A 15,648-nucleotide genomic window follows, 5' to 3' on the forward strand; every position below is an offset into this window, starting at 1 on the left:
TGCAGAATCCAAAATTTTGAATGCATCGGGGTTCATCTATGCAAGTATCGGTAACAGGTGAATTGTTTGAGGTGACTATCCGTAACACGTTGGAGTTTGCAAAATGCCATAAATTGCTGGCGTCATGCAAGGCCCACGCAAAAATCAATCCGCGCGCCAGCGCCAAGATAACGCTCGAGAACATCCCTACATTCAATATGTGCGGCATTGCCACCATCTCGCTAATCTGCGACTGGATGCAGGCCGGCGTCGAACTGAATCTGCAAGGCTGTGGCGGCGACGTACATCAGGTTTTCGATACCGGCATATTCGATAAATACTTCAGCAAACACACACCATTCGTTCGCGCCGCCTGCCATGACTGCCTGGAGCGCACAAAACCGAGCTTAGCCAAGGATTGTCCGATACACAAAACCCGTCCACGTTCACGTCCGGACCAAACCGTGCTGGAAAATTAGCGTGAAAACACCATTCTTCGATTTTTTCAGTGCGGGTGGACTAATGCCGCACGGGTTTTGCTTAAAGTGGACGCCCGGCCTGCTCTGGTCGTATGTAATTTCCGATGCGTTAATCACCCTGGCCTATTTCGCGATTGCCGTCATTCTGGCTTACGTCGTATCGCAACGCCGAGACTTGAAGTTTCGCGGCATCTATTTGATGTTCAGCTCATTTATTCTGGCCTGCGGGGCATCGCACTTGATGTCCATCTTCCTGATCTGGCAACCGTTGTATTGGTTGGATACCAGCATAAAAGCCTTGACGGCAACCATCTCCCTGGCCGCCGCCATATTGCTCCTCAAGTTGGTACCGCATGCATTGAAACTACCGAGCAATCAGCAACTGGCAGCCGAAATTGCCGTGCGCACGCAGGCGCAACTGGATCTACAGGAAAGCGAAAGCAAGCTAAAAGCCCTCAGCCAGCAACTCATCAGCCTGATAGAAGCCATTCCCGACGCCATTCTGTTCAAAGACGGCGACGGCCGCTTGTTATTCGCCAATGAGCACGCGCAACAGTTGTTCAGATTTGACGGCATGGATTGGCAGGGCAAGACCTATCTGGAGCTGGCGGATCAACAACCGGACGCACTGGATAAGCATATAAAACTATTTTCGGACGAAGAAGCGGTATGGAAGGCCGGGCACTTGATCATGTTCGAAGATCACATCGTCAACGACGAGGGCCGTTCGATCGAAATAGAGGTACGCAAAACGCCGATTTATCAGGAAAACGGCCAACGCAAAGGCATGGTGGTGATTAGCCGGGACATCAGCAACATCCGCTGGGCGGAGAGTCAATTGCGGATTGCCGAGAGGGCAATCGAATCCCAGGAAGGGATCATGATTACCGACGAAAATAATATCATCCTGCGCGTCAATAACGCCTTCACCCGGCTGACCGGTTACCAGCCGGACGAAGTAATCGGCAACAAGCCCTCGATTTTAAAATCCGGCCGCCACAGTCAAGAGTTTTACCGGGAAATGTGGGCCACACTGAAGCGCGAAAAATTCTGGCAAGGCGAAGTCTGGGACAGGCGTAAAAACGGCGACATTTACCCGAAATGGCTGACGATCAGTGTTGTGACCGGCGCGGACGGCCATACCTGCAATTATGTGGCGGCCTTTACCGACATCAGCCAGCACAAGGAAGCACAAGCTGCCATTCATCGTCTGGCGTATTACGACCCGCTCACCGACCTGCCTAATCGGCGCCTGTTGCAAGACCGGTTGCAGCAGGCTTTACACAACAGCCGTTGCGCGCGTAAGCATGGCGCGGTGTTGATGATAGATGTCGATAATTTCAAAACGATTAACGATACTCAGGGCCACCAAATCGGCGATCAGCTATTGATAGAAATTGCCTCGCGCCTAAAGGCCTGCGTCCGTCAAGGCGATACCGTTGCCCGGTTGGGCGGCGACGAATTTATCGTGTTGCTGGAAAATCTGGGCAGCGCACAAGCGGAGGCAACCACGAATGCAGAAGAAGTGGCGCACAAGATATTGCGCGCCATCAACACCGGCATGTTGTTAAACGGCAAAGAACATCTCGCCTCTATCAGTATCGGAATAGCCATATTCGACGAACACAACAACTCGTTCGACGACACGCTTAGGCGCGCCGACGCGGCCCTGTATCAGGCCAAGGATGCCGGCCGCAACACGTTGCGCTTCTTCGATCCGCAGATGCAGGCGTTACTGGAATCGCGCGTATTGCTGGAGTTCGATTTACGCCATGCCCAGGCCCAAGAACAGCTAAGCCTGCATTACCAACCACAGGTAGATAAAAACGCCCATATTTTTGGCGCAGAGGTGTTATTACGTTGGCAACATCCGCAAAAAGGCATGATTTCGCCGGCTGAGTTTATCCCGCTTGCCGAAGAATCCGGCTTGATTTTGCCTATCGGCGAGTGGGTATTGCAATGCGCCTGCGAGCAACTTCGGGCCTGGGAACAAAATCCGCTCACCCAGCATTTACAACTTGCGGTGAATGTGAGCGCCAGACAGTTCCGTCAGTCCGATTTCGTCGAGTCAATCTGCAGGATTCTTAACAACACAGGCGCCAACTCGGCAAAGCTCAAACTGGAATTGACTGAAAGCATGGTATTGCAAGATGTCGAGGACGCTATCGAAAAAATGCAAACGCTAAAATCATTGGGCGTACGTTTTTCGATGGACGATTTCGGCACCGGTTATTCCTCATTGAGTTATCTGAAGAAGTTGCCGCTTAGCCAACTCAAAATCGATCAAAGCTTTGTGCGTGACCTTATCGTTGACCCTAACGATGCGGTGATTGCCCAAACCATTATCGGCATGGGCCACAACCTGGGCTTGAATGTCATTGCGGAAGGGGTGGAAACCCAGGATCAACGCATCTGCCTGGAGCGTATAGGCTGCGATGCCTTTCAAGGCTACCTATTCGGTAAGCCCATGCCCTTACCTGAGTTCGAACGCGTTATTCGCAGCTTGAACAGGGCGATTCGACCACAAAACATCCACACCGGCACCTAAATGGCCGTAATTTCAAGCCTTAATTGATTTTCTACACTACTTGGCGGAAGGAATACTTGATCATCCATCTACCAATTTGCTGAGTCTTATAACAATAAATTTAACGGGGAAATCTTATGTTCTTGATGAACTGGCATTCGGTCGGAGTCAAAGTGGTAGCAATAACCACGGGCATCCTCTTCGTCCTGGGCTTGGGCTTGTTGTTGATGTTTGCCAACATCGAAAAACAAAAACTGATAGACCGTAAGATTGAATCTTCTCGGCAATTGCTACTGCTTTCCGAATCGATTCGCGACAATGTAAGCAAGAAGTGGGAAAGCGGTCTTTACTCGCCGGCATACCTCCGGCAGTTGGTGCAAGACAAGGATGACGCCAGCCGCCGCTCCCTGATTATTGCTACCGTCCCCACCGCCAACGCCTGGGACGTAATCGAGGCCAAAGCCAAGGAAGGCGGTTTTCGTTTTAAGGCGCCAGCACTTAATCCGCGTAACCCGCCCAGAAACATGCCGGATCAACTGGAACAACAGGTTCTGGCCAAATTCCAAAAAGAGCCTTCGGTAAGCGAATACAGTATTGTTGACGAAGAAAAACAAGAAATTCGCTATTTCAGGCCGGTGAAAATGGTCAAGCAATGCGAGCTTTGCCACGGCGACCCGAATACCTCGCAAGCCTTGTGGGGCAACGACAAGGGCCAGGATTTACTCGGTTATGCCATGGAAAACCGCCGGGCCGGCGAGCTGCACGGCGCATTCGAAATCATCACCCCCTTCAGCACCGCATTTGGCGAGTTAAAGCAAACCGTGTTTTACGCTATCGGCTTTTTGGGTTTGACACTTTTAATTATCGGTATCACCGGTTATCTGGTGATGAGCAGAATTATCATTGGCCCATTAACCGCATTGGCGCTGAATCTGCAAGCCATTTGCAGCGGCGACGGCGACTTACGCGCCAGGCTCAGCGCCTCGGGTAAGTCCGAGTTTGCCTGGGTGGCCTCAAGCTTTAATGCCTTCGTGAAAAAGATCGCCAAAACCGTTGAAGAAATCAGCGTGACCAGCGACAGGCTGGCGCAGGCCGCCAATAAGCTGGCGACTATCACCCAATCCACCCAACAAGGCGTAGAGCGGCAATTGCAAGAAACCACGCTGGTGGCCAATGCGATGAAACAAATGACCTCGACAGTACAAGAGGTTGCCAAGAACGCGATCAAGGCGTCCGAAGCCGCGGAAACGGCGGACCGGGAAGCGACGTCGGGAAAAAACATCGTCACGCAAGCGGTTGGCGGCATTAACGAACTGGCTACCGAAGTGGAAAATGCCGCGAATGTGATTCACGATCTGGAAACCGACAGTAACAGCATAGGCGAAGTATTGAGTGTGATTCAGGGCATCGCAGAACAAACTAATTTGTTGGCGTTAAATGCGGCCATTGAAGCGGCGCGCGCCGGCGAACAAGGCCGCGGCTTTGCGGTGGTGGCGGATGAAGTCCGTACCTTGGCCAGCCGCACACAAAACTCGACACTGGAAATCCGCCAAACCATAGAACGGCTGCAAGGCCGGGCGAAACAAGCCGTATCGGTGATGGAAAATGGCAGAAAGCGTGCCGCATCCAGTGTTGAGCAAGCCGCTTCGGCCGGCGATTCGATCAATACCATCAGCGAGAGAATATTTACCATCAACGACATGAATAATCAGATCGCCACCGCCGCAGAGCAACAGACGGCGGTAGCGGAAGAAATTAACCGTAATGTCAGCAATATCAGCCACGTGTCCGGAGAAACCTCCAACGGCGCCAAACATACCGCCGAGGCCTGCCGCGAGTTGCTTGAGCTGGCCAATCAATTACGCCAGACGGTCGGTCATTTTAGAATTTGACGCCATCGCGGCGCCTGTGATTCGCCGGCCGTTAGCGGCCGGCATATCGCCGATCAACTGGAATCAAACCGCTGATTTTTAGTGGTTTTTCCGGCTGGAATTTGCCAAATTAATTGCTTGCCAGCGTTGCTGGCGGCCGCATCTTGCTGAAATCCACAGTATAATGCGCCGTTTTTCCTGCTAGACATCTGAGTTATGAGTCAACAAAGAAAAGCGGTGGCGCTGATTTCCGGCGGCCTAGATTCCATGCTGGCCAGCAAGGCCATCATGGAGCAAGGTATCCACGTCGAAGGTATCAACTTTTTCACCGGCTTTTGCGTGGAAGGCCACACCCATGCGATACGCAAGCAAGACGCCGACAAGGTCAAGCGCAACAACTCGCTGTGGGTGGCCGAGCAATTGGGCATCAAACTGCACATCATCGACGTCATCGAAGAATACAAAAACGTGCTGCTTAACCCCAAGCACGGCTATGGCGCCAACTTGAACCCTTGTCTGGACTGCAAGATTTTCATGGTCAACAAGGCCAAGCAGTGGATGCAGGAAAACGGTTTCGATTTCATCATTACCGGCGAAGTGGTCGGCCAGCGGCCCATGTCGCAGCGGAAGCAAACCATGCCCATCGTCGCTGCCGAATCGGGTGCTGACGATTTATTGGTCAGGCCCCTATCTGCGCAAAACCTGCCCGCCACCTTGCCGGAACGCGAAGGCTGGATCAGTCGGGGAAAACTGTTCGGCTTCAGCGGCCGCTCGCGCAAACCGCAAATGACCTTGGCTAAAGAATATGGTTTTACCGACTATGCCCAACCGGCCGGCGGCTGCTGTTTTTTGACCGACGAAGCTTATTCTTTAAAGCTGGTCGATCTATGGAAGGCGCGCGGCGAACGCGATTACGATCTGGACGATGTGATGCTGCTGAAAGTGGGTAGGCATATTCGCCCCAAACCGCATTTTAAAGTCATCATTGCTCGCGAGGACGGCGAGGCCCGTTTCATGAGCGGTTATAAAAAAGAGTTTGTCAGCATGAACTGCGCCAGCCATCGCGGTCCGCTAGCCTTAATCGACGGCACGCCCAGCGAAGATGACCTGATTCAAGCCGCGCAGATTACCGCGCGCTACGGCCAGGGCCGCGAAGCCGAGCAGGTGGAAGTGACCATCCGCGACCGGGACGGAGCAGAACGTAATGTGTTTGTGAAACCTTTGCTCGCCGACGAAATTCCGGAGGCTTGGTTCGTATGAGTGCACATGTTTTAAACGCCCGCCGTTTGTTGTGCCCGTTGCCGGTGATCCGCACTCAGGACAAGGTCAAGACCTTGCAAGCCGGCGACGTGTTGACGGTGGAGTGCACCGATCCGGGGGTGATGCAGGATATTCCGGCTTGGTGTCGGATTAATGGGCATAAGGTTTTGGACACTCGTACGGGTGATGGGGAGTATGTGATTGTTTTGGAAGTTGTTTGAGTTATTTGTGGTTCTGGTCGATTGAGTTGTTGTGTCGCTATCGCGACGGGTTGATTTAACGTCGGGTCTCGGCCCGACAGCCGAGATACTTTCTTTTGCATCGCCAAAAGAAAGTATCCAAAGAAAAGGCGACCCGGACGCCGCTTTGATCCTGCGCGCCGAAGCTTTCGACGGGGATCGACAGAAGGGGCTTCCTGCCCCTCTGTCGATGTGCGGCATCCATGCCGCACCCCTACGGGCTATTCCCGCCAAAAGCTACGGTGCTCGGCGCGGCATACGGGAGGAAAACCATCCTGACAACAAGAAACGGTTCACTTTCGAAAATGAGGTGATATATAAACCATTTAATAACTTATTGGGCAACATGACCCGAGCACTTCTCTTATCCAGTTTTGCAGTTATCCTCGCCTCATGCGGACAGGATAATAATTCGTCGATCGATACGGAATTGCTTTCAACTGACATTCACGTCTCAGTCGCGCAGCAAGCACTGGTTCTTCCATTCGTTGCCTCAGATGCTTACGCCCACCAAAAGCTATCATTTTCTTTGAACCGAAAGGGCGACAGCGAACGGGCTCAAGAAGCTTTAGGCCAGTTTCTGTATGATTCGACTGACCCAAATAAACCATTGGAGCTTGATAGTCTCTCGGTGGTTGTGAAAACATATGGATGGGATGACGTAGATACTCACCATAAACCGTTATGTCCGCTGCTGACCCGCGAATGGGCGCGGTCTGTGTGTGACAATCCTTGGGCTGCCATCCAGCAGGCGCTTCCCGCCGGTCGATTCCAGTTAGTAGATCTGCGCCGTTTGCAGGTCGGAAATACTCGTGGCGCGATTAATTGCCGCGACGATGGTAAACCACGCCTACCTTTGCCACAAAAACCGCGCGAGGCAGTAATGGTCTGTGAAGCTATGGTGTACGGCGGAGACGACGATGAATTTCATAGTGCAGTTATCCGAATCGATGGCGATCTTGGAGCTCTATGGATGGTCTGGCGATACGGGCAAAATGGTGAGACAGCAGAAGAAATGGCAGATAGAGAAGGAAAAGCGATTGTTGCTTTTGTGCAATATGCGCTTGGGCAGAGCGAAGATTTTTCTGCACTCCATGCGGACATGTGCCGTCTACGCCGACCCGGCTCAAATGATAGTCCACACGGTGCAGATTGTGAGCACGCAACGCGGTAAGGTGCAATCCGTAGGGCGTCAATAGGCAAAGCCGTATTGCGCCGCATGTTGGCCTTCGATTATTCGGTGCATTACGCTATCGCTAATGCACCCTACGAGGGTTAAATAAAAGGCTTTGGGGGGTAAGTATTACTTGCCAAACCCGGGATGGTTGTCCTCCCGTATGCCGCGCCGAGCACCGGAGCTTTTGAACGGATCAGCCCGCAGGGGTGCGGCATGGATGCCGCACGTTGCCGAAGGGGCAGGAAGCCCCTTTCGGCAACCCCGTTCAAAAGCGAGAAGCGCAGGATTAAAGCGGCGTCCGGGTCGCCTTTTCTTTGGATACTTTCTTTTGGCGATGCAAAAGAAAGTATCTCGGCTGTCGGGCCGAGACCCGACATTAAAATACTGGTCGCGATAGCGACGCAAATTGACAGGTTACAACTATGGCAGTAGGACAAATCAACTTCCCCACCATGCATGCCGTAAACGGCATCAAACTCGGCACCTGCAATGCCGGCATCAAACAAACCGTCCGCGACGATATTTTAGTCATCGAAATGGCTGATGGCGGCAGTTGCGCGGCGGTATTTACCCAAAATGCCTTTTGCGCGGCGCCGGTACATATCGCCAAAGCCCATTTATCGCAAAACCCGCGCTGGTTGTTGGTCAATTCCGGCAACGCCAATGCCGGTACCGGTAAGCAAGGTCTGCAAGACGCCTTTGCCTGCTGCGCCAATCTGGCCGGTGAAGTTGAGGCCTTGGCGCAACAGGTTTTACCTTTCTCTACCGGTGTAATCGGCGAACCCTTGCCAGTGGAAAAACTCTCGGCGGCGTTGCCCTCCGCCGTCGCGAACTTGGCTGAAGTGCATTGGGACCAAGCCGCGCGCGCGATCATGACCACCGACACCTTCCCTAAGGGCGCGTCGATCGTTATCGATATAGCCGGCCACCCAGTGACGATAACCGGCATTTCCAAAGGCGCCGGCATGATTCAACCCAATATGGCCACCATGCTGGGTTTTGTCGCCACCGATGCCAGTGTCGAGCAGTCTCTGTTACAACAATGTCTGAGTGCAGCGGCGGAAAAATCCTTTAATCGCATTACCGTAGACGGTGATACCTCGACTAACGATGCTTGCGTACTATTAGCCAGCGCCAGTAGCACAGCTCCGGAAATTCTGCCAGACAGCCCGGAATATGCGGCCTTCGCCGAGGCAGTTATGACTGTTTGCAAACGCCTGGCGGAACTGATTATTCGCGACGGCGAAGGCGCTACCAAGCTGATGCGCATCGTCGTCGAACAAGCGCGCGACAGTGCCGAGGCTGTGCAAGTCGCCAAAACCATTGCCCACTCACCTCTGGTGAAAACCGCGTTTTTTGCCAGCGATCCCAACTGGGGCCGGATTTTGGCGGCAGTCGGCCGGGCCGGCGTCGAAAACATGGACCTGGATAAAATCGAAATTTATCTGGGCACGGTATGCATCGTCGAAAACGGCGGCAGAGCTCGCTCGTACACCGAGCAAGACGGCCAGCGGGTGATGAATCAGGAGGAAATCGTCGTCACTGTGCGGCTGGGGCGCGGCTCGAGCAGTGAGGAAGTGCTGACCTGCGACTTTTCCTACGACTACGTAAAAATCAACGCTGAATACCGCACCTAAGCGCTAGAAAAGCATGTCAACTAATAAGCAGCGCCTGCACGTCGCGGTCGGGGTGATCCGTGATGGCGACGGCAGGATTTTGATCACCCAACGCGCCAAGCATGCACATCAAGGCGGCTTGTGGGAATTTCCGGGCGGCAAGTTGGAAGCCGGTGAACCGGTACAACAGGCACTAGCGCGCGAACTGGCGGAAGAAGTCGGCATTCAGGTACAAAGCGCAGCACCGCTTATCAAAATCAACCACGATTACGGCGACAGACATGTGTTGCTGGATGTCTGGAATGTATCGGCTTTTGCCGGCCAGGCTAGAGGCTGCGAAGGCCAGGCAATGCGCTGGATTGCTGCCGAGCAACTAAGGGATTTCAGCTTCCCGGCCGCCAACTTACCGATCATCTCCGCCGCACAATTGCCGTGCTATTACGCGATATTAGAAGGCCGTAGCGCTACAGAAGCGTTAGACAATTGCCAACGAATTTTGGCCAACGACATAAAACTGCTGCAATTTCGCGCCAAATCTTTGCCGATTGCCGATTTGCAAACTGTCTTCGAACAGGTTTCTCAGCTTTGCCGTCAGCAGCAGGTTAGTTTGCTGGTCAACGCCGATTTGCCTATCGATACCACCAACACGCCAGGCCTGCACCTGAGCAGCCGCGCCTTACTAGCCTGCCATGAACGACCAAACGGCTACCGCTGGGTGGCAGCGTCTTGTCATAACCTTGATGAACTAAGACGCGCAGAAACACTGGGCTTGGACTTTGCAGTTTTAGCACCTATCCAAGCAACCGCATCTCATCCCGGCACCCCGCCACTAGGCTGGCAGGCCTTGGCCGAATTGCTTGAGCACATCAATTTACCGGTGTTTGCTTTGGGTGGTTTAGGCAGGCACGACTTGGATCGAGCGCTTGCCGCCGGCGCACAAGGCGTAGCCGGCATCAGCGCATTTTTAACGGCAGATTAGTCTGAAAGAACAGTTAGTAGGAGTCGAATTCCGAATTTTCGTCGTCTTCGTCAAGCAGTGGCGGACCAGGGATCTTGTGGGCTTCGGTAGCCCAATCGCCTAAATCGATCAGTTTGCAACGTTCGGAACAGAACGGTTTGAATGTTTCGGCAGCTATCCAGGCTACCGGCTTGCGACAAGTAGGGCACGCCACCATAGTCGGGGTATTCGCAGTCATCAGAACATGCAGCGGGTCAAGGAAAATTCGATATCGTCAAGCGTCTGGCTGGGCCGGTTTTCATCGACCGACGGGTTCATAAAACGAATGCTGAACCGATGCTTGCCGCCGCTGATTTCCGCAAAACAAGGCATATCGGCGGCCAACCCCACGCGTAGCAATTGCACCGGATGATTTTTATTGTCCAGCGCCAATTGGAAAAATCCGGCCTTGGCAAGTTCCTGCGTCGGCACGCTGCTTTGCCGAATAAAACCCAGGATCAAATCGATGGCTACCCGAATATCCACGAACGGCTGAGTCCAGCGTTCCAGGTCTTTTTGCTGCTCGGCTTCGTGTTGCTCCAGCCAGTAATGAAAGGCCGGCAAATCGAAAGAACAGCTGCCTCCGGGTATGGAGTTGCGCTGCGAAATACTTTGAAACAAATCGCTTTCCATCACGCTGATGCCGATTTTACCGTTGGCGCTATACAAATTGCGACTGGCCTGATTCAGCTCGGCGAGAATCTCCTGCAATTTTTCGTCGTCGACGCCATGGTTATGCGCCAGCTGATTCAGTACTTTGGTGTGCCTATCCAGCTCCTTGATCAGCTCGGACTTCAAGTCGCTGCGGCTGAAGATCATCAGGATGTCGAGTAAAACCGAGATGGCGGCGCGTTTATCGAAAACCGAAGCGCCCAACATGAAATGACTGAGCTGTTGAAAGAGTTGCTCCAAGCGCATAAACACCCGAATTCGTTCATTAAGAGGGAATTCGTAGATAGTTTGTGTATTCAAGCCGATTGTGTCCTGACGGTGGCTAATAAAGTGTAGGAATTGTGCAGTCTTTTAACCTGTTCTGCAAGTTGCTCCGGGCCGGCGATATTCTCGATGACGTCGTCCGCTTTGCTTAATCGTTCTTGCCGCGACATCTGGCTGTCGATGATGGCTTGCACTTGTTGGCGTGTGAGTTTATCGCGTGCAGTAACTCGTGCTATTTGCAGATCCACCGGGCAATCAATTAATAAAACCCTATCCACGGCATAAGGATTTTTCGACTCCAACAGCAGCGGCACGGCAATAATGCAATAGTCAGCCGTCAGAGCATTTACATCCGCCGCGATTTGCGCGTAAACCAAGGGATGCATGATGCCATCCAATGCACGTTTTTTATCCGCATCGGCAAATACCGCGTCGCGCAGCCTAGCCCGATTCAAGCTACCGTCCTGGTTGATCATCTGCGATCCAAAACACGTAACGATCAGCGATAAGGCCGGCTGCCCTGGCTCTACCAGCTGCCTGGCAATCAGGTCGGCATCGACAATGGGGACATCAAACTCAGCAAACAAACGACAGACCGTGGATTTGCCGCTGCCTATGCCGCCCGTCAGACCTATCTTCAGCATCGCCTACAGGCCGGCAATATGCAAATATAAGGCATTCAGCTCCGGTCCGAATAGCATCGCCAGCCAACCAGCCATGGCCAGATAAGGCCCAAACGGAATTGGCTTACCGGCATCGCGCTTGCCGAACACGATCATCGCAATGCCGATGACTGCGCCCACCAAAGATGACAGAAGAATAATCAGCGGCAGATATTGCCAACCCAGCCAAGCCCCGAACAGCGCCAATAGTTTGAAATCGCCATAGCCCATACCTTCCTTGCCGGTCAGTAATTTGAACAGCTGATAAACGCTCCACAGGCTCAAATAACCTGCCATCGCACCGATAATCGCGTCGTGGCTATTAGTATAAATATCAAACAGGCTTAACAATAGACCCAGCCACAGCATCGGCAGCGTGATCGAATCCGGTAACAATTGCTGATCGATGTCGATAAAACTCAATGCAATCAAACACCAAGTCAAAGGCAATGCAAACGCCAAAGCCCAGCCGTATCCGAAATGCCAGGCTACGACCGCAGAACACAAACCGGTAAAAGATTCGATAAGCGGGTAACGGATAGCGATTTTGACGCCGCAATGACCGCATTTACCACCCAACAACAGATAACTGATGACCGGAATATTCTGATAGGCTTTGATCTCGGTCTTGCAAGACGGGCAATGGGAGGCCGGCAACATCAGGTTGAACACTTCGGTTGCTTCGGCCTGCGGCAGTTGCAAGTATTCGTGGCATTCTCGGCGCCAACTTGCCTGCATCATCACCGGCAAACGGTAGATCACCACGTTTAGAAAACTGCCGACCAACAGGCCCAGTACGCAAACGACGCCGATCAGAAAAAGCGGATATTGTTGTAGAGTGGCAAAAACCATGAGGAAGAGAGGATGTCTGTAATTCGGCCCCGGCGCTCGGCGCAACGATAACGAGCGCCGGGGAGTAGCAAAACTAAATAGCCGCGCCCAGCTTGAAGATCGGCAGATACATCGCGACGATCAAACCGCCGACCAGGATACCCAAGATCACCATGATGATGGGCTCCATCAAACTGCTCAAGTTATCGACCAGGTTATCGACTTCTTCTTCGTAAAAATCCGCAACTTTATCCAGCATAGCATCAATGGAGCCGGACTCCTCTCCGATGGCCACCATCTGCACCACCATATTCGGAAACATACCGGTCGTCTCCAAGGCAAACTTCAATTGTTGACCAGTGGATACGTCGTCTCGTACCTTCATCACCGCTTCGTAGAATAAAATATTGCCGCAGGCACCGGCTACCGAAACCAGGGCTTCGACCAAGGGCACGCCAGCCGCCGACATGGTGGACAGCGTTCTTGCGAAACGAGCGATGGCCGATTTTTCCAGAATCATACCCACCACCGGAATCTTCAGCAGGGTCTTATCCAGAAAGTGGTTAAACGCTTTGGAACGCTTTTTAAAATAATTGAACACGTACGCAGTAATGGCGATAACGCCGACCACTGCCCACCACCATTCCTGTACCCAGGCCGACAGCTCAATAACGAATTGGGTAAAGGCCGGCAAATCGGCACCGAAACCTTTAAACAAATCCTCGAATACCGGCACCACAAAAATCAGCAAAATCGCGGTCACGATAAACGCTACGACCAATACCGCAATCGGGTAGGTCAAGGCTTTTTTAACTTTCTTTTTGATCGATTCGGTTTTTTCCTTGTACGTGGCAATCTTGTCCAACAAGGTTTCCAATACCCCGGCATGTTCGCCGGCCTCAACCAGATTGCAGAACAAGGCGTCGAAATAGAGCGGCTTGCGGTTCAGGGCCTGCGCCAGGGTATCGCCGCCTTCAACATCGGCCTTTATCGATAGCAACAACTCCGACATGCTGGCATTGTCGTGCCCCTTGCCAATGATGTCGAAAGATTGCACCAAGGGCACACCTGCGGCCAGCATCGTCGCCAACTGTCTGGCGAACACCGCGATGTCGCCGGGCGTAATTTTCTGCACTCTGGCGCCGAACAAAGGCTTGGACTTGGCTTTGATACCGACTACCCGGATGCCCATCCGCCTTAATTCGGCGCGGGCAATCACCTCGCTCTTGGCGCTGATGGTGCCTTTGGTTTTCTTGTTTTGCCTATCGAAACCGTCCCAATTGAACTCGATTTGCTCTTCTTGCTTTGCCATTTTTATTCCTTGGTGACCCGGTCAATTTCTTGCAGCGAGGTAATGCCTTGCTTGATTTTTAACAGCCCGGACATTCTTAAATCGTTAATCCCTTCACTTTTCGACAATTCCGCCATTTGCATGGAGTTGCCGCCGTTCAAAATCAGAGCGCGCATTTTTTCAGTAATAGGCATCACCTGATAGATACCCACCCTGCCCTTGTAACCGTTATTGCAATGTTCACAACCCACCGGGCCGTAGACTTTGAACGTACCGATTTCTTCCTGCTTAAACCCGGCCGACAGCAAGGCACTTTCAGGGTAATCGACTTCTTGCTTGCAATGCTCGCACAAGCGCCGGGCCAGCCGCTGCGCCATAATCAAAACCACCGCGGAAACGATATTGAAGGGCTCTATACCCATCTGCACCAGACGGTTGATAGTTTGCGGCGCATCATTGGTGTGTAGCGTAGATAACACCATATGACCGGTTTGCGCAGCCTTGACCGCGATGCTGGCGGTTTCCAAGTCGCGAATCTCGCCGACCATAATGATGTCCGGGTCTTGCCGCAAAAACGCCCGTAGCGCCTCGGCAAAGGTCAGGCCGGCTTTTGGATTGACATTGACCTGGTTGATACCTTCCACGGTGATCTCTACCGGATCTTCGGCAGTGGAAATATTGGTTTCAATGCTGTTCAAAATATTCAGCCCGGTATACAGCGATACAGTTTTACCGCTACCGGTCGGCCCGGTGACCAACACCATGCCGTAAGGCTTGTGAATCGCCTCCAAAAAGTTTTTTTGCTGTTCCGGCTCGAAACCGAGCTTCTCGATACCGATCTGCGCACTGGTTGGATCGAGTATCCGCAGCACCACTTTTTCACCGAACAACGTCGGACAGGTGTTAACCCGAAAATCGATCGCCCGATTCTTGGAAATCTGCATCTTGATCCGGCCGTCTTGCGGCACTCGGCGTTCGGCGATGTCCATTCTGGACATGACTTTCAGCCTGGAAATAATCCGGTTAGCAATCCCCACTGGCGGACTGGCTACCTCCGATAAAATACCGTCGGCACGAAAGCGGATGCGGAATTTTTTCTCGAAGGGCTCCATGTGGATATCCGACACCCCGCGCTTGATTGAATCCAGCAAAATCTTATTCACAAAGCGAACGATAGGCGCGTCGTCAATATCCGAGCCCATCCCCTCGTCGGCGGGTTTAGCTTCGTCTCCTGCGGAAATATCGATATTGTCCAGATCGTCGTCCAACAGATCCTTCATCGACGTATCGGCAGCTTCCAGCGCCGTGTCTATCATTCGGATCAGCTTGTCTTCTTCGACCAGAATGTTTTCGGTATTGTGCCGGGTATGGAACTTGATCTCATCCAGCGCCTGAAAATTGGTCGGATCGGCGGTTGCGACAAACAAGCGATTGCCGCGCTTGAATAAAGGTAAGGCGTGATGCTGGCGAATCAATTTCTCGCTGACCAGCTTGATTGGCAGAAATGACGGGTCTATCGCGTCCAGATCGAAAAACGGAACACCAAACTCCGCCGAAGCCAGCGTGGCCACGGTTTTGCTGTCCGCGTATTTATGTTCCACCAAATAGCTTATAAACGCTTGTTTGCGCTTCTGCGCCTCCTGCAGGCAGGTCGCCGCCGATTCCTCGGTCAACAAACCTTTCTGAATCAGGCATTTGACCAAGCCGCTGAAATGGATGTTAGAAGGTGCTGTCGCCATGAAAAAAGTCTGGATTGGTTTTACTGCAACTATGTGCTGCAACT

14 protein-coding genes are annotated in these 15,648 nt (G+C 52.6%); 8 read left to right on the forward strand and 6 right to left on the reverse strand.

What is annotated here, in order from left to right:
* The first annotated feature begins 38 nt into the window (after window positions 1–38).
* The 8 genes from ACR64Q_RS18365 (at window position 39) to ACR64Q_RS18400 (ending at window position 10,127) form a co-directional block, all read left to right on the forward strand.
* Entirely contained in the window at window positions 39–458 is a 420-nt protein-coding gene (locus ACR64Q_RS18365; RefSeq protein WP_313732639.1) for a hypothetical protein, read from the forward strand.
* Window position 459: 1 nt separating this feature from the next.
* Window positions 460–3,006, forward strand: coding sequence for a putative bifunctional diguanylate cyclase/phosphodiesterase (locus ACR64Q_RS18370; RefSeq protein ID WP_051427002.1), 2,547 nt, complete (start codon window positions 460–462; stop codon window positions 3,004–3,006).
* A gap of 116 nt (window positions 3,007–3,122) precedes the next feature.
* The gene (locus ACR64Q_RS18375; protein WP_483823391.1) at window positions 3,123–4,877 is read left to right on the forward strand and encodes a methyl-accepting chemotaxis protein; all 1,755 of its coding nucleotides are present in this window, start codon (window positions 3,123–3,125) and stop codon (window positions 4,875–4,877) included.
* Between the two features lie 195 nt (window positions 4,878–5,072).
* Window positions 5,073–6,116, forward strand: coding sequence for a tRNA (5-methylaminomethyl-2-thiouridylate)-methyltransferase (locus ACR64Q_RS18380; RefSeq protein ID WP_313732642.1), 1,044 nt, complete (start codon window positions 5,073–5,075; stop codon window positions 6,114–6,116).
* Window positions 6,113–6,337 carry a sulfurtransferase TusA family protein gene (locus tag ACR64Q_RS18385; protein ID WP_313732643.1) on the forward strand — a complete coding sequence of 75 codons (225 nt, stop codon included), beginning with the start codon at window positions 6,113–6,115 and terminating at the stop codon, window positions 6,335–6,337. Before ACR64Q_RS18380 ends, ACR64Q_RS18385 begins: the two co-directional genes overlap by 4 nt.
* 145 nt (window positions 6,338–6,482) lie before the next feature.
* Window positions 6,483–7,529 (forward strand): hypothetical protein, encoded by a 1,047-nt coding sequence (locus tag ACR64Q_RS18390; RefSeq protein WP_313732644.1) that lies wholly within the window; start codon window positions 6,483–6,485, stop codon window positions 7,527–7,529.
* 425 nt (window positions 7,530–7,954) lie between these two features.
* Window positions 7,955–9,169 carry a bifunctional glutamate N-acetyltransferase/amino-acid acetyltransferase ArgJ gene (gene argJ, locus ACR64Q_RS18395; RefSeq protein WP_313732645.1) on the forward strand — a complete coding sequence of 405 codons (1,215 nt, stop codon included), beginning with the start codon at window positions 7,955–7,957 and terminating at the stop codon, window positions 9,167–9,169.
* Window positions 9,170–9,182: 13 nt separating this feature from the next.
* Window positions 9,183–10,127, forward strand: coding sequence for a Nudix family hydrolase (locus ACR64Q_RS18400; RefSeq protein WP_313732646.1), 945 nt, complete (start codon window positions 9,183–9,185; stop codon window positions 10,125–10,127).
* Between the two features lie 13 nt (window positions 10,128–10,140).
* Here the strand turns inward: ACR64Q_RS18400 and yacG are convergent, their stop codons facing one another.
* The 6 genes from yacG to pilB all read right to left on the reverse strand — a co-directional run bounded on the left by yacG (window position 10,141) and on the right by pilB (window position 15,604).
* Window positions 10,141–10,344, reverse strand: a complete 204-nt coding sequence (yacG, locus tag ACR64Q_RS18405) for a DNA gyrase inhibitor YacG (RefSeq protein WP_020484564.1) — start codon at window positions 10,342–10,344, stop codon at window positions 10,141–10,143.
* A complete protein-coding gene (gene zapD, locus ACR64Q_RS18410) occupies window positions 10,344–11,117 on the reverse strand; it encodes a cell division protein ZapD (RefSeq protein ID WP_051427004.1) in 774 nt (257 codons plus the stop codon). The genes yacG and zapD overlap by 1 nt, the downstream gene beginning before the upstream one ends.
* Window positions 11,114–11,725: a dephospho-CoA kinase gene (gene coaE / locus ACR64Q_RS18415; protein ID WP_026602339.1), complete on the reverse strand. Its 612-nt coding sequence runs from the start codon at window positions 11,723–11,725 to the stop codon at window positions 11,114–11,116. Before coaE ends, zapD begins: the two co-directional genes overlap by 4 nt.
* Before the next feature lie 3 nt (window positions 11,726–11,728).
* Window positions 11,729–12,595: a prepilin peptidase gene (locus tag ACR64Q_RS18420; RefSeq protein ID WP_026602340.1), complete on the reverse strand. Its 867-nt coding sequence runs from the start codon at window positions 12,593–12,595 to the stop codon at window positions 11,729–11,731.
* Between the two features lie 73 nt (window positions 12,596–12,668).
* On the reverse strand, window positions 12,669–13,886 hold the full coding sequence (locus ACR64Q_RS18425; RefSeq protein WP_313732647.1) for a type II secretion system F family protein: 1,218 nt from the start codon (window positions 13,884–13,886) through the stop codon (window positions 12,669–12,671).
* 2 nt (window positions 13,887–13,888) lie between these two features.
* A complete protein-coding gene (gene pilB, locus ACR64Q_RS18430; RefSeq protein ID WP_313732648.1) occupies window positions 13,889–15,604 on the reverse strand; it encodes a type IV-A pilus assembly ATPase PilB in 1,716 nt (571 codons plus the stop codon).
* Window positions 15,605–15,648: the final 44 nt, after the last annotated feature.

The sequence above is a fragment of the Methylomonas sp. 2F7 genome, from assembly GCF_057126975.1.